This is a genomic window from Maribacter sp. ACAM166, from assembly GCF_005771495.1.
GTDB lineage: Bacteria > Bacteroidota > Bacteroidia > Flavobacteriales > Flavobacteriaceae > Maribacter.
On sequence record NZ_VAUW01000010.1, the window covers coordinates 57,502 to 77,111 of the forward strand.

General features: G+C 35.1%; 17 protein-coding genes and 1 pseudogene. 12 read left to right on the plus strand and 6 right to left on the minus strand.

Annotation, left to right across the window (positions count from 1 at the left end; genetic code table 11):
* Nucleotides 1-59: 59 nt before the first annotated feature.
* The 6 genes and pseudogenes from ES765_RS09190 to ES765_RS22880 form a co-directional block, all read right to left on the minus strand.
* Nucleotides 60-947: a PIG-L deacetylase family protein gene (locus tag ES765_RS09190; RefSeq protein WP_138113462.1), complete on the minus strand. Its 888-nt coding sequence runs from the start codon at nucleotides 945-947 to the stop codon at nucleotides 60-62.
* Between the two features lie 197 nt (nucleotides 948-1,144).
* The gene (locus tag ES765_RS09195) at nucleotides 1,145-2,539 is read right to left on the minus strand and encodes a RagB/SusD family nutrient uptake outer membrane protein (protein WP_138113464.1); all 1,395 of its coding nucleotides are present in this window, start codon (nucleotides 2,537-2,539) and stop codon (nucleotides 1,145-1,147) included.
* 16 nt (nucleotides 2,540-2,555) lie between these two features.
* Entirely contained in the window at nucleotides 2,556-6,083 is a 3,528-nt protein-coding gene (locus ES765_RS09200) for a TonB-dependent receptor (protein ID WP_138113466.1), read from the minus strand.
* Nucleotides 6,084-6,136: 53 nt separating this feature from the next.
* Entirely contained in the window at nucleotides 6,137-7,315 is a 1,179-nt protein-coding gene (locus ES765_RS09205; protein WP_138113468.1) for a FecR family protein, read from the minus strand.
* Between the two features lie 141 nt (nucleotides 7,316-7,456).
* The gene (locus ES765_RS09210; protein WP_138113470.1) at nucleotides 7,457-8,014 is read right to left on the minus strand and encodes an RNA polymerase sigma factor; all 558 of its coding nucleotides are present in this window, start codon (nucleotides 8,012-8,014) and stop codon (nucleotides 7,457-7,459) included.
* A gap of 581 nt (nucleotides 8,015-8,595) precedes the next feature.
* Nucleotides 8,596-8,781 (minus strand): annotated as a pseudogene (locus ES765_RS22880) (helix-turn-helix domain-containing protein); the annotation flags it as partial.
* Nucleotides 8,782-9,029: 248 nt separating this feature from the next.
* Here ES765_RS22880 and ES765_RS22580 point away from each other — a divergent pair.
* The 12 genes from ES765_RS22580 to ES765_RS09275 all read left to right on the plus strand — a co-directional run bounded on the left by ES765_RS22580 (nucleotide 9,030) and on the right by ES765_RS09275 (nucleotide 19,470).
* Nucleotides 9,030-9,164, plus strand: a complete 135-nt coding sequence (locus tag ES765_RS22580; protein ID WP_262710678.1) for a hypothetical protein — start codon at nucleotides 9,030-9,032, stop codon at nucleotides 9,162-9,164.
* A gap of 468 nt (nucleotides 9,165-9,632) precedes the next feature.
* Nucleotides 9,633-9,839, plus strand: a complete 207-nt coding sequence (locus ES765_RS09220) for a hypothetical protein (RefSeq protein WP_138113472.1) — start codon at nucleotides 9,633-9,635, stop codon at nucleotides 9,837-9,839.
* Nucleotides 9,840-9,919: 80 nt separating this feature from the next.
* Nucleotides 9,920-10,246: an HPF/RaiA family ribosome-associated protein gene (locus tag ES765_RS09225; protein WP_138113474.1), complete on the plus strand. Its 327-nt coding sequence runs from the start codon at nucleotides 9,920-9,922 to the stop codon at nucleotides 10,244-10,246.
* 11 nt (nucleotides 10,247-10,257) lie between these two features.
* A complete protein-coding gene (locus ES765_RS09230; RefSeq protein WP_138113476.1) occupies nucleotides 10,258-10,638 on the plus strand; it encodes a hypothetical protein in 381 nt (126 codons plus the stop codon).
* Between the two features lie 339 nt (nucleotides 10,639-10,977).
* Complete coding sequence (gene hflK, locus ES765_RS09235) at nucleotides 10,978-11,961, plus strand: FtsH protease activity modulator HflK (protein WP_138113482.1); 984 nt, start codon at nucleotides 10,978-10,980, stop codon at nucleotides 11,959-11,961.
* Nucleotides 11,951-12,886 (plus strand): protease modulator HflC, encoded by a 936-nt coding sequence (hflC, locus tag ES765_RS09240; RefSeq protein ID WP_138113484.1) that lies wholly within the window; start codon nucleotides 11,951-11,953, stop codon nucleotides 12,884-12,886. Before hflK ends, hflC begins: the two co-directional genes overlap by 11 nt.
* A gap of 164 nt (nucleotides 12,887-13,050) precedes the next feature.
* Nucleotides 13,051-13,362 (plus strand): 4a-hydroxytetrahydrobiopterin dehydratase, encoded by a 312-nt coding sequence (locus ES765_RS09245; RefSeq protein WP_138113486.1) that lies wholly within the window; start codon nucleotides 13,051-13,053, stop codon nucleotides 13,360-13,362.
* Between the two features lie 91 nt (nucleotides 13,363-13,453).
* Nucleotides 13,454-13,678 carry a DUF255 domain-containing protein gene (locus ES765_RS09250; protein ID WP_212744226.1) on the plus strand — a complete coding sequence of 75 codons (225 nt, stop codon included), beginning with the start codon at nucleotides 13,454-13,456 and terminating at the stop codon, nucleotides 13,676-13,678.
* Nucleotides 13,679-14,044: 366 nt separating this feature from the next.
* Nucleotides 14,045-14,272: a hypothetical protein gene (locus tag ES765_RS09255; protein WP_138113488.1), complete on the plus strand. Its 228-nt coding sequence runs from the start codon at nucleotides 14,045-14,047 to the stop codon at nucleotides 14,270-14,272.
* A 583-nt stretch (nucleotides 14,273-14,855) separates the two neighbouring features.
* Nucleotides 14,856-15,380 carry a glutathione peroxidase gene (locus ES765_RS09260; protein ID WP_138113490.1) on the plus strand — a complete coding sequence of 175 codons (525 nt, stop codon included), beginning with the start codon at nucleotides 14,856-14,858 and terminating at the stop codon, nucleotides 15,378-15,380.
* 922 nt (nucleotides 15,381-16,302) lie between these two features.
* Nucleotides 16,303-17,529: a bifunctional alpha/beta hydrolase/OsmC family protein gene (locus ES765_RS09270; RefSeq protein ID WP_138113492.1), complete on the plus strand. Its 1,227-nt coding sequence runs from the start codon at nucleotides 16,303-16,305 to the stop codon at nucleotides 17,527-17,529.
* Between the two features lie 1,068 nt (nucleotides 17,530-18,597).
* Nucleotides 18,598-19,470 carry a Crp/Fnr family transcriptional regulator gene (locus ES765_RS09275; RefSeq protein WP_138113494.1) on the plus strand — a complete coding sequence of 291 codons (873 nt, stop codon included), beginning with the start codon at nucleotides 18,598-18,600 and terminating at the stop codon, nucleotides 19,468-19,470.
* The last annotated feature ends 140 nt before the right edge of the window (nucleotides 19,471-19,610 follow it).

A 19,610-nucleotide genomic window follows, 5' to 3' on the forward strand; every position in this document is an offset into this window, starting at 1 on the left:
ATTAGTTTGGTTGGTTATTTTAATTATAAATGATACTGAGAAAGTTAGCGACCTACTAGTTACTTACTACCCAACATCGGAAACATCTGCTTAATTTCTTGGTCTGTTGGCTGTTTCCCATATTCGCAAATTTCAAAAAACTCAACTTGTTTCACGTTAGAGACATCAACAGTAGGATACCATTTCTTTACAGCTTCCAAAGTACTTGCATCAGGTTTTCTATTCATCCATTTTGCCTTTAGCCAAGCCAAACGCTCTGTTTCACCCGATGGGATTGTAGATGGATCAGTTCCATTGGTCCAAGGACCCCATTCAAACATTTGCGACTCATGCGCTGCCAACCCCTTTACTTTCGTATCAATAACATCATCAATTATTACTGCAATATCCTTTTGAAAAGGATAGGGTTTTTTAAAATTATCATTCATGTAAAGAAATACTGGATTCTTTTTAAGCGGCGGGGTATCTGGAGCAACATTGGGCACAATGTTCATGTACGCAGCATCTTGCACAACCGATCCCGCATTCCTATGATCTGGATGATAATCATTTGGTCTAAGTCCTAGTACAATATCCGCATTCCAATTTCGAATTCTTCTAATGACATCAAGCCTTAAAGTCAATGTGGGAAATAGTTCACCATCATGATTATCTAGTACTTCATATTCGGCAATGCCCAAAGCTTTGGCTGCGTCTTTTGCCTCTAGCCTACGCCTTTTCGCTAAGGGCCCTCCTCCCATACTTTGATGACCTGCATCACCATTGGTAAGCGCCAAGAATTTCACATTATGTCCCATTTTAGCAAATAATGCCGCTGTCCCTCCAAACTTTGAATCACAGTCATCTGGATGTGCGCCAATTGCCAATATGTTCAATACCTTTTTCTCTTGTGCCTTACTTGTTGTGAATGCTAAGCAAAGGAAAATAAATAGTGCTAAGTTTTTCATTGTATAATTTATATTTAATTAGGTAAAAAATTTATAATCGTTTTTCGCATCACTTCATTTAAAGCAACTTTTAACTACGGTATTTTAAAATACTTTTGGTTGAGAAGAACCCATAGTGCCATAAGTAGTAAATTCATAGTATGGGTTCAATCAAACTAACTCAAACAATTAAACTCTTTCAATACCATTCATGACAATTAATTTTGAACAAAATTTGAATTGATGTCCATTTCACGTTGAGGTATAAAATATAGATCTCTTATATCACCAGGATTAATAACATCTGACTCAGCTTCAATTAATTTATCATTTACAACCCCAAACCTTTTAAGGTCTGCCCAACGATGATTTTCAAACGCAAGTTCTACTTGTCTTTCTTTAAGTAATTTGTCTTGAAAAGAACCTGGTGTAGCAGCGTCAATATCATCCAAACCAGCTCTAGTCCTAACATCGTTTATCAATTCATAACTCTCAGGTGATTCCCCTAAGGCTTCGGCAAGCATTAACAGAACATCTGCATATCTAAAAACCACAAAATTATTGTCGGAGTCATTTTCTGTCGGCGGGTTACTTTCGTATTTCCTTACATAATTCTGTTCTATGACCTCTTCATCAACGTTAATCCAAGAAGTACCCATAGAAGGCTCAAAACGAAGGTCCCCTTCCTCAAAAGCGCTTACCAGTGTCTCCGTTGGTCTATTTCTTCCAAATCCCTGCCCAGTCTGTAAATCACCGCTAGGGGAAAATTCATTCGTTAATGTAGTTCCCTGACCTATACCACCACTACTAAACTGTACTTCAAATATCGACTCTACATTATTCTCATTACCTATACCCCATAAATTGGCATAATTTGGCACCAAATCATAGTTGTAATTATTGATAATTCGTCGTAAAGTAGTTTCAGCATCACCAGTATTACCGAGTGTTAACTGAACTTTTGCTAGTAGCGTGGCAGCCGCACCTTTGGTTGCCCTACCTAAATCACTTGATGGATAAGAAATAGGCAGACTACCTTCAGCAGTAGCTAAATCTGATACCAATTGTGCATACACAGTGGTCGCATCTACTTGGGTAAGACCATCACCAGGAACAAATGGAGTTAATTGCAATGGAATATTGCCAAAGGCAACAGCTAAATGATAATACATTAAAGATCTTAGAAAAATTGCCTCGCCTATTATTCTATTCTTGAGACCTTCCTCGATATCAACTACCTTTTCTATCCTTTTGAGAATAACATTACAGTTCGCAATTATCCGGTACGATCCGCTCCAAGCAGCATCTATCTGTTCATTTAAAGGATCTTCGGTAAATTGGTTGATTTCAGTATATTGTCTAGCCAAGCCTGTTGCATCAGGGCCTTGATCGGTGTTGTCAGAACGCATTTCAAACAATGCCCAATAGGCTCTATTATAGACGCCTGTATCTTGCAACCCTGCATAACTTGCATTTATGGAAGCTACAAAATCATCTGCAGTATTAAAGAAATCAGCCTCATTCCTGTTGGAAATTGGCGCTAAGTCCGTAAAATCCTCGCTGCATGCTGATGTGACGCATATTGTTAAGAATACTATGATTATTTTTTTCATCTTTTACAGTTTTAAATTAAAAAGTTAGATTAACACCCATGGTAAAAGATCTTGTTAGTGGATAGGCACCATAATCTTCTCCAGGAGTCAAGCTATTATTGGATATGTTACTAACCTCTGGATTATATCCTAAATAATCCGTAATTGTAAAAAGGTTAGTCCCTGTAATATAAAATCTCAGTCTATCGATACCACTTTCACCTAATAATTTCTCGGTAGGTACTGAGTAGCCTAGCGTAACATTTCTTAGACGAAGAAAAGAGCCGTCTTCTACTTGAAAAGAAGAAGGTCTGTTGTTATTTCCATGGTTACCAGTCTCCCTATCAGCTCTTGGTATTTTTCCATTTCCTGGATCAGAGGCTGAACGCCATCTATTATTAAATACGGCATAAGAATTAAAATTTGCCTCCCCATTTTTCATGTGACGTGAGGTTAGATTTAAAATCTCGTTTCCTTCAACTCCTTGAATTAAAAAGCTGAAATCAACATTTTTATACCTGAATTGGTTATTAATCCCCCATGTAAAATCAGGAAAATAACTTCCGGTAACGGTTCTATCATCAGGCGTTATTTCACCATCTCCATTAATATCCTTGAATCTAAAATCGCCCGGAGCAGCATTAGGAGCCTGAGTATCTGTAGGTGCGTTATCAATATCAGCTTGCGTTTGATAAACACCATCCATTACATAACCATAATAACTACCTATTTGATCGCCTACCCTAGTCACATGCCTAACACCAGCACTACCAGCTGAAAATATAGGTTCGTTACTTTCATTAAGAGACAGTACTTCATTCTTATTTGTAGAGAAATTTAAGTCCGTGTCCCATGAAAACTCTCCAACAAAATTCTTAGTACTTAGTGCTAATTCAAATCCACTGTTCTCTACTTCTCCTAAATTTTGTAGCGTTGTCTGAAATCCTGAAACCGAAGAAATACTAACATTTAATAATAAGTCTGAAGTCTTCGTAGTATAATAATCGGCCAATAAAAAGACCCTATTATTGTACAGACCTAGCTCCAAACCTATATTAGTTTGTTGCGACTTTTCCCACGTTAGTTCGGGGTTGGGAATGGTACTTTGTATCAGTCCGTTCACCTCGTTTCCAGCAAGGTTGTAATTATCTGGGGAAAGAAGCCCGATTGCTCCATAATTTGGAATTTCAAAGTTTCCTGTTTCACCCCAACTAAATCTAAATTTTAATTCTGAAATAGCATCTACGGATTGTAAAAATGACTCTTCATTTAAACGCCATCCTGCAGAAAAAGAAGGAAAATAACCGGTTTGATTATCAGAACCAAATCTAGAGGAACGGTCAGAACGTATCGTACCGGTAAATAGATATTTATCTTTGAACGCATAGTTTACTCTAAATAAAGACGAGGCTAAAGTCCATTGTTCCTGTATTGAATTACCTGCAAATACTTGACCTCCACTTATAGTCGTTACCAAATCATCTGGGAAATTGTCTGCCAAAACTTGCTTTATAGTAATATTATCTTTCTGAGCAGTATACCCGAGAACAGCATTTATAAAATGATCATCGAATTCTTTTTCCCAATTCAACGTATTCTCCCACACCCAGTTAACCTCAGTAGAAGAAGTTGCTTGCGCATATGACTCACCCTCAGTGGCATTTCTGTACAATAATGTATTCGCTCTGTAAAAGTCTTGATTATATAAATTTATATATGTACCACCAAAAGTCTTAAAGGTTAACTCGGGTAAAATTTCATAGGACAACCCTAAGGATGCTCGAGTCTGAAACTGAAAAATTTTATCGTCAATGCCTTCAATAATGGCTAAAGGATTACTCGCGGTGGTTGTTGCTCCGCCTATGTAGGATTGGTTGTTCAGTTGATTTATCGTACCATCTGAATTGTATGGAGCTACCGTAGGAGAATGTACCAGTGCTGAATAAATAATACCAGGTGGTCTAGCAAAATAGGGTGCAGATGCAGGTACCCTTTGGTTTTCCGTGATTGTTGGGGCTACCCTAAGGTCTAAGTTCAATTTATCAGTAAGCTGAGAATTTAAGTTTAACAAGATATTGTAACGCTCAAATTTGGCTTTTTCGACAACACCAGTTTGCTTATAATATCCTACCGATGTAAAGAAACTTGTGTTGTTCTTTATTGGTGAGGCATATGAAAAATTATAATTGTTAACAATACCGGTCTTAAAAATAGCATCTTGCCAGTCTGTATCAGTACCGTCCCAATTGATAAAGGATTCTGGCATTTCATAATTGGCATTCCCCCTATCGCCAGGTCCAATAGGATCATTAATTGATGCACCTTCTACTGAAGACAGGTAATTATTATTTCTTGCGTCTCTCGTAAAATCTATTAGTTCTGGGGCATTCATTAAATCAATTTTGTTGGCAACATTTTGCATACTGACAAATGAGTCAAATGAAAATCGTCCCTCATCCGTAGAAGATGCCTTTTTTGTAGTGATTAACAGCACTCCATTTCCTCCTCTAGACCCATAAATTGCTGCCGCCGAAGCATCTTTCAATACTTGTATTGACTCAATATCATTTGGATTTAAGGTTGCAAGTGGGTTTACTGGCGGTGGCTGAAAAGCTGCTCTTCTCCGGGCCACCCCTCCATTAACACCTACCGAGGTAAGGTTTCTAGATATTGGAATTCCGTCTATCACAAATAATGGGTCATTGCCTGCAGATATCGAACCTGAACCTCTGACTCGAATGTTTGGGCTTGCGCCTGGCTCACCAGAAGTTTCTTGAACTTGAACACCAGCTACTCGACCAATAATAGCGCTCTCTGGACTTAAAGACGGTACCTCAACAATCGTTTCTTGAGAAATCGAGATAACAGATCCCGTTACTCTTTTTTTAGCTAAAGTTCCATAACCAACCACTACAACTTCTTCTAAAGCTGCTGCATCTTCAACAAGACTTATCGTAATAGAAGTTTGACCTGAAACATCTACTTCCTTGGATTTGTATCCCAAATAAGAAACTTTAATTCTGGAAACACCTGTTGGCAATGCTATTTCGAAATTTCCATCAAAGTCAGTTGTTGTTCCAACAGTTGTACCTTTGGCTATAACCGTTGCTCCCGGCAAGGGTATTCCGCTCTCGTCTAAAACGGTTCCTACAAGACTTATCTGTAAATCAGGCAGTTCTACCTTTTTAACAGGAACGAAGTTACCCAGATTAGCCTTTTCCTTTTTCTTTATCACAATTTGGCTAGAAAGTATTTCATACCCCAAATCTGTACCATTGAACACCTCTTTCAAAACATCTTCAATACAAAGATTATTTTTTCTAATTGTCACTGTACGATTTAAATCTACTTCAGATGCCTCGTAAAAAAATTTATGCCCTGTTGTATTTGTTATTGTTTCAAATATGTACCCTAGATTCTTATTTTCAGTACTAATGGTTACAATGTTTTCCTGTGTGCAGTTACTTGCATTAGCGTAGCTAAAAAATAGCGACATACATAAAAAGAACATTAAGCTCTTAGGAAACTTTAGAGCTTTAGCACATATAGTTTTCTGTTTTTTCATAATTAATTTAGTCTAGTTAGTATTTGTTTCTTTTTGTCAGGAATTGATTCAAATCATAGGCTTACTTGTTTTTTAATAATAATTATTCTACCTTTTTTCGTGTAACTAAAATGTGTGTGAGTTTGTATTGTTTTTAAAATAAAATCAATACCCTCCTTATCAAACATACCAGTGAACTTTCGTTCTCCGAGCATTTCATTTTCATTGATAATTTGAACATTGAATTGACGTTCTAATTTTTTTATTATTTCAGACATTTGTTCATTCTGAAAAGCTATTACGCCATTGACCCATGATATGTAGGGGGTTACATTAACATCTTCTATGATAAATGACTTGTCTAAAATTTTAGAATTCGTGACTTTTTGAGATGGTTTCAGCATTGCTAAGTTTTCCCTCCTAAAACTTTTCTCATTACCTACACCTACAGAACCTTCAACCAAAACCACTTCAGCTTTATCATCTTCTTCATAAGCAGAAATATTGAAGACTGTTCCAAATACTTGGGTATACATGTCATTAGCTTTAACTATAAATGGCTTTATTGGGTTTTTTGTTATTTCAAAAAATGCTTCGCCCTTTAAAAGAACTTGCCTTTTATCCAGACTTGCAAAACTGGTCGGATACGTTAACTCTGATCCAGAGTTCAACCTTATGATTGATCCGTCTTCTAAGGTGACTCCTAAAATTTTTCCGAAAGGAACTTTTAAGGTATTACTACCCGATTTATTCTTAGTTTTTTCTTTATTGTTCTGATATAATACGCCATTGTTCAAATGAATACTTGTTAATCCATTATTGACGTGCATTAAAGTGTCTTGATCATGTTCAAGATGTATAATCTCGCCGCTATCCAATTGAAGTGTTATTGCATTAGAATTCAATTTGGGTTGAATTTTGAATTTGGAATATCTATTGATTATAAAATAAGTTGTAGAGGTAATTAATATCAATATTGTAGCAGCGTATTTCCACACCTGCTTGGTTGCGTAGAATGGTAGCGCCTTCGTCTCTTCTTTAACTTTTATACATTGTAAAAATTCTTCAAAAGCCACTTCAGAATCCCACGATTTATTTTTGTAATTAACTAAAAAATCAGCCTGAACAAATTTTTTAAATACATCTTGGCTTCCCTCCTTCTTTACCCATTCAAAAAGAATTGAAATCTCTTCAGTGGTCGCTTCTTGAGAAAGATATTTTGTAATTATTGTTCTAATATCAAGCTTGGTCATGTAAAAAAATTAAAACCCTTTAATTAAGAGACGTATATTTTCTTAAAAACCCCTACTCGAAATTTATTTTATTAACAGAATATTAAATTTATTAGCGAATTACAGGTCTAATTTATGAAGATTAATCAATATGAGCTCTACCTAAAAGAAGAAAGGGGATAACTGTGTTCTTAGTCTTTTTAAGGCCTTAGACATGTGAACTTCAACAGTTTTAATTGAAATATCTAGCTTTTCAGAAATTTCTTGATACTTAAGTCCTTCCTTTTTACCCATTACAAATACTTTTTTACATTGATCAGGTAAATTTTCAATTTCAGTTTCAACCAATTTTAGCTTATGCTCAAATTGGTTGAAATCAATAGCTACAATATCAGAATAAGCCTCTTGTTTTAAATGCTCCAAAAGCTTAAATTCTTTCTTAACCTTACGCTTATAATCAATAAAGAGATTGTAGGCCATTTTAAAAAAGTATTTCTTAAGCCCATTATTTTTAATAGATAATGTGGCCCTTTTATCCCAAATTTTAATAAAAGCTTGTTGGGCTATTTCCTCGGCTAATTTAGAATTGCCAGAAATTGCTAAAATATAGTTGCATAATTGTTTATGATAACTTCTAAAAAAATAGTCATACGCAACCTCAGAACCCTTCTTAAGCTCTTCAATAAGCAACTTATCATCTTTGTAGCTGTTATTGTCCATATTGATTATTTTTATAAACCAACTTTCGACCTGAAAGACTGGCTCAAATTTTACAATAAACAAACTAGCCTTGGTTAAGCTATAAAAGTTGAATTATGGTTAAAATTAATTTGACCAGGCACAACCTATAACCATTCAGTAAGGATTACTCAATGGTTAAAATTAGACTTCAATACAATTCACTTGCATAAAAAGAAACAAACAATGTTATTAAAAATTTAACAATTATCATTATAATTCAAAAATAATTCAAATAGAGTTGAATGTAATTTGGATTTAATACGATTTATAATACCTAGAAATGAATTACTCAATTTCGAATTTACTTATGTCTAAGTTGAAGTCATAAGTGCAACGTACTTATCTTTTAGGACTTCAATTGGGTTCTTATACTTGAATTTTTTAATGGGTCTGTAATTTAGTAGTCATTCTACTTCTATTATCCTTTTGACCCAAACCTGTCGAAGCTCTATTTTCTTAGAAAAAAATCTTCTGATGACACCTATTCAATTCTCTACAATCTCTTTGGCCTATGACGTTTAAGGTTTCGTAAAGGCTCATAAATCCTTCAATGCGCTTTTTTAGACCTTCACCAAAAAGAATCTGTTAGACTTGGTACTGTGGCGCAAATTAGCATTACGCTGGGTGTGTTCGACAATATAAAGCCTAGCAGGTTGCTCTTGCTTAGGTATGTTACGTTTCAACTCGCGGCTTAAAGTACTTTTATAGACACCTACTAGAGTGGCTATTTCTTTCTGTGATAATCCTTCTTTGAGTAGCGACTAAATTTGATACCTTTTGAAAAAGGAAACGTTGTTTATAATTTTTCATGTAAGATTGGTGTTGCATATATGACTTGAACTTAGATGACACAAAAATTAAAAGGAAAGAAGTTCTACTAATCCTCTCAGGTTCTGCTTCTTGAAAACATTTTAACATAGGCTTAACCCGCTTTAACCTAGAATTCGCAACCTATGTCTTATACTCCATGTTAATGAGTAATAAAATAAAAACAATGAGCGACACAAGAAAATTCAAAAGGAAAGTAGAACAATCAAATCCTACGAATCCGTCTGGGGGCACCGATATAAATAATAAGACATTTGATATTGACAAGAGAACTATTGATGAGAATCAAAGTAAAAAATAGCTTCAAAAAGAACAATGCAACCGCATTATTTTAATGTAGATATGATTTAAAATTACCGATGCAAAGGCATTAGGTGCTCCCTAGAATTGAAAAGAGAAAAAGGGCTTTGAATCAAAGTTGCCGTTTCACCTGAATTTCACGAAGGGATTGAAGGAATTTGGTCTCCAAAACACATGTTCTTGGCCGCAGTTAACAGTTGTTTTATGACGTCTTCTTCAACTCTAGCAAAAATCCAATACGGCATTTTACGAGTTTCAGCTATCAGGTTATGTGAAAGCTGGAAAATGAACTAATGATGAACCAGATTTATCTTAAACCTACGGTCACAATCACCAATGTAATACCTAAAAAAAAGGCGATACACATTTTGAAAAAAAAGTAAAAATCATGTATGACAACCCTCTCAATTGACTCAAAAATCACTTTGGAAACAATTATTCAGATAAAATCCATTTTAATAGAAAGCATATGAAAACCAAGATAGAACTAGAGCAGAATATAATAAGTATCACCGCCAAAATTCACAAAGAATTCCCCGAGTTATCTAAACACATAACTGAAATACCGGTAAACGATTCTGAAGAGGATGAAATAGATATCAAAAACCTTGAGGACTATTATCATTCTTTAGTTGAGATTTTAAGTAAATATGCTAAAACACATAGAGAAGTATGAAAAGGAAAGCTCACAGAACGAAAAAGATTAAAAAGAAGATATAGCTTGAAAACGAGTAATTAAACTAAGAAAATACAATTATGAAAATTCAATTTAATACCGACAAAACGATTAGTGGTAATGAAAAAGATCAGCATTATTTTACTTCCTTGATAGAAGAAGGGCTGAGAAATTTTGAATCCCATATTACAAGAATAGAAGTTCATCTATCAGATGAAAATGGAAATAAGGAAGGACCTAACGATATACGATGTTTGCTGGAAACAAGAATTGAAGGCAGACAACCTTTAGCAGTTTCATGTCAGGCCGATACCGTTGAACTTTCTGTATCTGGTGCGATTGACAAACTTACAACTTCTTTAGAAACAATTCTTGGAAGGATGCAAAATCATAATACAACCACATAATAAAAGTCAAAATGAAAACACAAAAAAAGCTAGGAATTTGGATGGATCATTCAACGGCAAATTTGATTGATCTAAATTTCAAGAAACACAGTCGTTCCATAACATCAGATTTTACTTTTAATACAAAAGAAGAAGCGTTGAACAGAAGTGAAAATCTTATGCATAATAAAAGGCAGCAAATGCATGAAGCCTATTACAAAGAAATTGCTGATGTGATTTTAAATTATGACAATGTGCTTTTATTTGGCCCGACAAATGCAAAAACAGAACTACATAATTTATTGAATAAGGATTCACATTTTAAGGATATAAATATTGATATCCAATCCGCTGATAAGATGACGGATAATGAAAAAGAGGCGTTTGTCGTAAATCATTTTGAAAATACATAATAAAAAATGAATGATGAGAATCTTCTCTTTTGGAAAATGCAGTGTATATAGGGAATCATTTGGTTTGAAATTATATTTTGGATTTTCGCTTTGATAAATCGAATTCCATGTCAGCGAAACAAGCTGGGTTTCCCTCTTGACATACCACAGAAACGTTTCGCTTCCATGTAATAAAGAAAGAATATCAGGGCGGAAAAAGCAATTCTCAAGAAATAACCTGAGCGATCTCAAATTAGAAAAAAGAGAACTTGGAAATATTTAAAGCAGAATTTACGCCCTGATGGTTGAGTAGGTTAAAGAACTTACAGGTTTTACCATGACATTTTAAAAATTAAAAAAATGAATAAAGAAAAATTAAATCTCCCACCCCAATTAGGAAAAATACTTGAGTACTGGCGGTTTATTGTCGCATTACTATTTTTAGCAATTATTTTTTCGTTATCAATTTTTCAGATAAGTACTGAAGAAGTGGGTGTTATCACTCGATTCGGAAAGTATGTGAGACAAGTAGAACCGGGATTGAATCTTAAAATACCCTTCGCTGAGGATGTTTATAAAGTTCCGGTAGAACGGCAACAAAAACTGGAATTTGGTTTCCGAACCTCGAGAGCAGGGAAAAACACTCAATTTGCATCATCAAGTACAAAAGATGAATCACTAATGCTTACTGGAGATCTTAATCTTGCAGAGGTGCAGTGGGTTGTACAATACAGGGTCGATGATGCCTACAAGAATCTTTTTAAGGTCAGAAATCCTCAGAGCACTCTGCGTATTATTTCTGAAGCAGCAATGAGACAAATTGTAGGTGACCGCACCGTAAATGAAGTGTTGACCGTTGGCCGTACGGAAATAGCAAGTGAGTTAGAGGTACTCATTCAGGAAATATGTAGAGAGTATTCAATGGGCATCAAAATAGAACAAGTAGTGCTTCAGGATGTCAATCCGCCGGAGCCTGTAAAAGCAGCTTTCAATGCCGTGAATGAAGCTCAGCAAGAAAAGGAAACGTTAATTAATCAAGCAAAATCGGAATACAATAAAGTAATACCGAAAGCAAGAGGGCAAGCGGAAGAAACCATTCAACAGGCTGAAGGATATGCTGCCGAGCGTATAAATAATGCGGATGGGGAAGCGGCTAGATTCACAGCGCTGTATAATGAATTTATTAAGGCACCTGAGGTAACAAAAAGAAGGATTTACCTTGAAACAATGTCAAATGTGATACCCGAAATCGGGAACGTAGTCATAACAGACCAAAAAGGCAGCAGCGTGTTGCCGTTATTACAAATGCAGATGAACAAGAAAACAGAAAATAATGAAAACTAAATCAATCTTAATTGGAATATTCGTCATTATTACCCTGATAGGTTTAAATAGTAGTGTGTTTATTGTACAGGAGAAGGACCAGGTGGTAATCACTCAGTTTGGTAGGCCCGTCGGAGAAGCTATTGTCAAGCCCGGGATGTACTTCAAGTTGCCCTTTATACAGGATGCTAATTATTTCGAAAAACGCTATATGGAATGGAATGGCGATCCAAACCAAGTGCCGACCAAGGACAAAAAGTTCATTTTTGTCGATACCTATGCAAGATGGCAGATAACAGATCCACTTCAGTTTTTTAAACGGCTAACAAACGAACGGGGTGCGCAATCACGTATAGATGATATTCTGGATGGAGACACAAGAAATTTCATAGCGAATAATGACATTGAAGAAGCTGTGCGTACGAGTAACAGAATCCCTGAATCATCCGATACTGAAATCATTGGTGACTCCCTGGCAAAGATTTATGTAGGCCGGGATAAAATTCAGCAAATGATATTGGAATCGGCGAACAAACAGACGAAGGAGCTAGGAATTAAGATACTAGATTTTCGATTTAAACGTATCAATTATGTGCAGGAAGTACAGGACCAGGTATATGAGCGAATGAAAAGCGAACGTTTCCGAATCGCTGATAAATTCCGCTCAGAAGGTCAGGGAGAAGCATCACGAATTAATGGTGAGAAAGAACGGGAGCTTAAAAATATACAATCCCTTGCATTCAGAGATGCTGAGATGATTAAAGGTAAGGCAGATGCCACCGCTGCCTCTATTTATGCAAAAGCTTATGATAAGTCGAATCAATCGAGAAGCCTTTATGGCTTTCTGAAATCAATGGAAACATTTGAGAAAACATTTGATGGAAAAACATCCATTTTCATTTCAACAGATAGCGAATTGTATAAATACCTAAAAAAGATGGATTAACGTTTTATGAAAAAACAGATTGATGGTGATGATTTTTTTTAACTAGAAAGTCAAATTAGCTGAGTTCAATTGGTAAGTGTGCCGCACTTACCAATTGAACTCATCAACTCCTTTATCCAGAAAAAAATTGTTCCCGATTATTTTACTAACAAAAACAAACAAAAATGACAAATTTAAATAAACAAGAGGCTCAGAACAGAATGAAAGAAATTGATACTTTGTGGGCTCTAAAAGGAAAATCCATTTACAGAGAAATTATTTTTAAGAATTTTGTCGAAGCATTTTCTTTTATGACATCAGTTGCAATTATTGCTGAAAAGTCAGGCCATCATCCAACTTGGGAAAATGTATATAATAAAGTCAATATTGCTCTTAGCACCCATGATGCAGATGGACTCACGAATAAAGATTTCCAATTGGCAAAAGGAATTGATGAGATACTAACAAGCTATACAAAACAAAATGATAAACAATAACACCCTGTGGGTCGCTACTGACCATAGCTAAGTGTTGTATGAAATTTCAACCCATGCAAAACTTTTGTCCTCTTACAAAAACAACCGGATTATGAAATTTTTAATATCAATATTGCTTCTAACTTCGTTCACTTCTTGTGGACAAGAAAAAAACAAAACTGATACCACTCATAAATTTACTAATCACCTAATTCACGAGAGTAGTCCTTACTTATTGCAACACGCCCATAATCCTGTGAATTGGTATCCATGGGGTGAAGAAGCGTTAGAAAAAGCAAAAATGCACAGTATTAGAAAAACTTACCTGAAAAAATAAAAAGATGTAGCCAAACCAAAAAAAAAAGTTCAGGAAAAAGCAGCGAAAGAAACAGAAAAACCACATTAAATCCATTGCGATTATTAGCTCCATAAAACATCCGCCTTATGGAACTGGTAATTAAGTAGAAAATTAGTTTTTTTAACTTAAAGTAAAGAGGGTAATTACTCTCATTTTAATTCATAAATGGCAGCCTTTATATAGCTTACACTTACTCCAATAATCTCGTCTAATATGCTTTTTAGTGGCACACCACCCTAAAAAGCAATTCTTCGTTTCATCTTAAAATAATCATAATCAATACACAAGATTAGAAATACACATTATGTTTAACTATATTTGAATAAACATAAACAAAATATAAAAATGGATATTTTAAAAGAAGCAACAATCTTTGAAAAAGCCAAAATGAGTCATATGTCTACTAGTGACAGGGTAACAGCTTCAAGAGAAGCAAAACGACTTGTATTAGCAATCAATGAAATTTATAAGAAGACAAAAGATACGACACTAATGGACGTAATGAAGCGGTTAACCGTTAAGAAAAAAAGAATTGATATTCGATTAAAAGGAAGACCTGATTCAGGAATATAAGCACTCTAAAAAGCAACGAATTAAATGTTCTTGGAGCAGTTTTATAACTTTGCTGTGCTAAACCTACTGGACGATAATTTTAAGACTGATATTGTCAAAAACAGTACACTCAGACGTTTATACTGAAATATGAATTGCAATTTTAACTCAAGAATTGAGAGAATTTATAAAATCTTGCAGAAATAATCTTGATGCTTCTATACCCCTTTGTAGGTTTACTATATTAAACCTAGTACAAAGTGGTGGTGTACTTTCAAAATGTCTAGAAACTGAACAATTTGAAAAAGCGCCATTTTTATTTCTTGAGGACACACGGAAAAAGTTTTAAATATATTGCTTTGGAATTACAGTAAAAACATAAGGCGTTATGCTAACTTTATCAAAACATAATACGTTTAGTAAAATTTGTCCGTGAGGGTAATAACAAATTACTCGAGAATATAATAAAACATTTTCCCTTAAAGAGAATCTTTAACCTTAATGAAGTGTCAGCAACAGCTGCATTTTTGTTGTCGGGACAAAGCAGCTTTATTATGGAAATATTTGAAACAACTTATGGGATTGCATCTTTTAAAATATAGTTATGAAAACAATTGATAAAGCAAAATTATCTCCAAGTACATCTACTGAAATAAAAAGACAGTCAATTTATGATATAACTATCAATACTATAGGTGGAAAGCCTATTTCTCTTTTAGAATTTGAAGGGAAGAAAATTCTTTTTGTCAACGTTGCTTCCGAATGTGGATTTACAAAACAATATAAAGAGCTGCAGACGTTGAGTGACAAGTATTCAAAAGAACTTATTGTTATTGGTTCGCCTTGTAATCAGTTTGGTAAGCAAGAACCGGGAGATGCTTTACAAATTCAAGAATTTTGTGAATTAAATTTTGGAGTTACCTTTTTACTTACTGAAAAGTTAGACGTGAAAGGAAGTCAGCAACATGCCTTGTATAGATGGCTTACGGATAAAGACATAAACGGCAAAAAAAGTTCTAGTGTAAAATGGAATTTTCAAAAGTATTTAGTTGACGATAAAGGACATCTTATTGATTATTATTATTCAATCACAAAACCGATGAGTTCAAAAATCACTAAGTATTTATAATTTTATAACTATTATTAAATTTTAGTTTTGCATTTCTGACTTTAACAATGGAGGGTTGTGTAGATTCATGATTTCTCCTTTATAATTTTACTAATTTAATGGTTTGGCAGTAAAGTTCTTTCCTTCCCATACTTATTCTATCGTATCATTTTTAACACCTTTTCTTGCAAACACGAACAATACTTTGTTTTAAATTTCTGAAAACTACCTAGTAATGGAACCTAATAGTTTTTACCAAAATTGTTTGTGGCATCTCGATTGGACATTCCGCTAGCAATCATATTGTGTTTTTTATATTGCACCACATAAATTGGTTAAGAGTTCGCCCACTACATCTATACCCTCTTCTGTTAACAAGCGGCGCTCTGAGAAAGACTCCACACTACTATGCGATTTCGCATACTTCCTTAGTCGTTATTTCTCTGTAAATGTTTAATTACTGGAAACTTCATCTACAATTTTTTGAGATTATTCTATTTATTGCTCTATACTTGACTTACAAACTCTCCACTTTTAAAAATAGCAAAAGCGGTTACGCTATCTGTCATATCCAGCTTACGACGTATTGTAGCACGACCGAATGATTTTCTTGTATAATCGCTGTAAGAATATCTTAATCTAACATCTGGAACATAGCTGTTTTATATTTCTTATCTTAATGCTAAGAGATAGCATTCGATAAAGCGAAGCCTTGATTACCTTTTACTAGCAACTAGTTTGAAGAGAAATAAGCTGCGTAATCGCCCTTAAGGTTCTAATTCATAGCGAGGGGGTATTCCAAAATATTGACACGGAATTATAAGTCCCAAATACCAATTTTTTATAACAAGGATAGCGGTAAATTTCTTCAATTAGCGGATAATTGATATATTATATTTAATAGTTCATTCTATTAATTTTTATTTTTTAAAAACCTTCTAAAATGAATTTACAAAAAGTAACTTTTAATAATAAAGAAGGACAAGTACTAGAAGGCAGATTAGAACTTCCAGTAGACCGACACCCTCATAATTATGTGATTTTTGCCCATTGTTTTACCTGCAACAAAAATCTGTTGGCCATAAAAAATATCGTTAAGGCACTAACCACAAATGGTTTTGGGGTACTGCGTTTTGACTTTACGGGATTAGGCGAGAGCGAAGGTGATTTTGCCGATACCAATTTTTCTGGCAATGTCGAGGATCTTGTTGCAGCAGCAGATTATCTTCATAAAAAACACACTGCCCCTACCTTACTTATCGGCCATTCTTTAGGTGGTGCGGCCGTAATTTTCGCAGCAACGAAAATACCTTCAATAAAGGCGTTAGCCACTATAGGTGCACCCTCTAGCCCTTCACATGTACAGCACTTATTAAAAAGTAGCCTAGAGGAAATCGAGGCCAATGGAAAAGCCGTCGTAAATTTAAGCGGAAGGGATTTTACCATCAAAAAACAGTTTTTGGAAGATCTTAAAACCAAATCGTTACCTGAGACCGTAAAAAAACTGCGTAAGCCGATATTGCTGATGCATTCCCCGCAGGATACGACCGTAGGTATCCAAAACGCAGAGGAGATATACAAGGCGGCCCATCACCCTAAAAGTTTTGTCTCATTAGACGGAGCGGATCATCTGCTGATGAACAAAAAAGATTCCGAGTACGTTGGTGAGGTCATTTCGGTTTGGGCAAAACGCTATTTGATGATTGAAAACGAAGAAAGACTTCCGAAAACGAAACATCAAGTAGTGGCTAGCCTTGATTCCGATGACGGATTCACAACACAGATGAAAGTTGGAAATCACTTTATGGTCGCTGATGAACCCATAGAGTTTGGAGGAAACAACTTTGGTCCGTCGCCTTACGAATTGGTGTCTTCAGGTTTATCGGCCTGCACGGTAATGACCCTTCAAATGTATGCCAAACGGAAAAATTGGCCATTAGAAAATGTATTGGTACATACCACCTATGGCAAGACCCACGCCTTAGATTGTGAAAGCTGTGAGAATAACACAGCAAAAATAGATACGTTTCATCGAGACATACAATTGAACGGCGCATTAAACCAAAAACAAAGGGAGCGTATGTTACAAATTGCTGATAAATGTCCGGTACATAAAACGTTAAACAGCGAGACACAAGTGATTACCAAATTGTTGGATAGTTTGCAGTAGCGCTAACCAGAAGTTGCATTCGCAGCACTAGCCCCACAAAAAGAATTACCGATGATATAGTCGGAAAGGGATGAGAAGTGCGAAGCATAGAATATTGCAGGCTAAGGGAAGCGCATAATCACTTTTTCTTTAGAGCTCCGCCACTAAAAAAGCTATCAAATAACAAAAAAAACCAAGTTTTCGCTGTTTAAATTAGCTCTATATTTTAATTTTAATTGACATCTATATAAATTTTAGCGGCCATTCAGTTCGGTCGTATAGAAAGCCGGTATGGAAAACCACATCCCCATAAAAGAATCGGAGTCTCCCAAAAATTGCCCTGTTCTTGGACCATCAATAGCCTCGGTTAAACATTCCACTCGTTTCCTTCATTATCCTTTACCAACAACTCCGAAACAGCATTGTCCACATATTCGAAGTCTAACATTGCTTGTTCACCAACGAGATCAAACGATACATTGAAATTTGGATTCCCAATTAGCAAATAATTTCTACCACTATAGGTTTCCCTAATAAAAGTATTGGATCAGAAAACTGAAAATATATAGGCCTTTGCTTACAAACCATTTAGAATGGTATGAACTCTCTCCTTTGAGGGTAATCGCGGGTCTTTGGTTGACTGTCATTTCTGAAATTTTTGAATCCCCTTACCGCAGACAAAAATGTTTCCTATACAAGGTCTTACGCCATTTCTTTCGATGATGTTTTATGAAAAGCCACGCTAAAAAGCTCATCGGCATGTAAATTGAACCAATTTTCAATAATTTAATTCTTCGTATAGGTCTAAAATATCAAATATAGACCTTAATGAAAGATGGGGTGAAATTGCCATTTGGCCTTTATGAACTTTTTATTAAAAACAAGATAATCAACAAGTGGCTTCATACCAAAAAGAGGGTGAAACCACCAACATAAGGCATGTCTTACTGAATATCAAGTCAATACATCAATTCCAATAAACTTTCGTTTTATGGAAAACTTATTAAGTTGAAATAAAAAATTCAAGTTGATGCTCTTTAACTAATAAAATTTTTTAGATTTTTATAAAACTATCCAGTTCGGTCCTACTTGATTAAAATCCAAAAAATCGACTATAAAAGACAGCAATATTCCTTTTTAAAGGAATGGGATTCCGGTAGATTTTATTTTAGACTAAGAAAAACGGAAACTATAGTCATTCTGACAACCCCTGAATTTTATAAAATTTTAGTAATTTTACTATTATTCGAATTCATGACAGCCGAGAATAAACATTACCAAAGATACCTACAAGCGCTAGCGCAATCCTCTTTTTTAAAGGATTCTAGTGCCGAGTCCCTTGAGCGGCTTTTAAGCCAAATGATAGTGGAACGGTGGAACGTCAAAAGTTTTAAAAATAGTTTAGAGGTAGCTACCACCTTTCACTTTATCGTTTCCGGTAGACTTAAGGTGTTCAAGTCAAATCCCGATTCTGGAAGAGAACACACCGTCTTTGTTTTATCAAATGGAGATGTTTTCGATGTTCTATCCCTCTTCGATGCAGAACCACACGATGTATACTGGGAAGCCTTTGACGTATTGGAAGTCTTAAAAATTCCTATGGATCAAATGCGTTCTTGGATTAATGATTATCCAGCAATGCATAAGGCTATTTTGTACTATTTAGGGGAGCGTATGCGACAACTTATGGATGTTGCCACCGATGTAACTCTTCATAGTACCTTGGTACGCCTTGCCGCTTTACTGCTTAAAAATATAAATGGCGAAACCCGAAAATTGGAATTAATCAATAATTTGCCCAACGATGAAATTGCAGGTATGATAGGCACTACAAGATCTGTAGTTAGCAGACATATTCAAGAATTAAAACGTTGCGGGGCTATCTCAGTAAGCCGTAAAAAAATCAACATTAAGAATCTAGAAATACTTTTATCGATTGCTGAGGAAAAATATCTTCCCTAGTTCTTTCTTCACGAGGTAACACCCCTATTTACCCAACTAGTTTTTATTTATTTTAAAAAAATTAACATCAACAGGTACCTAGGTACCTGTTCTGACGCTCCTAATCACATAACTTTATTGAGCTATGAAAAATTATCAAG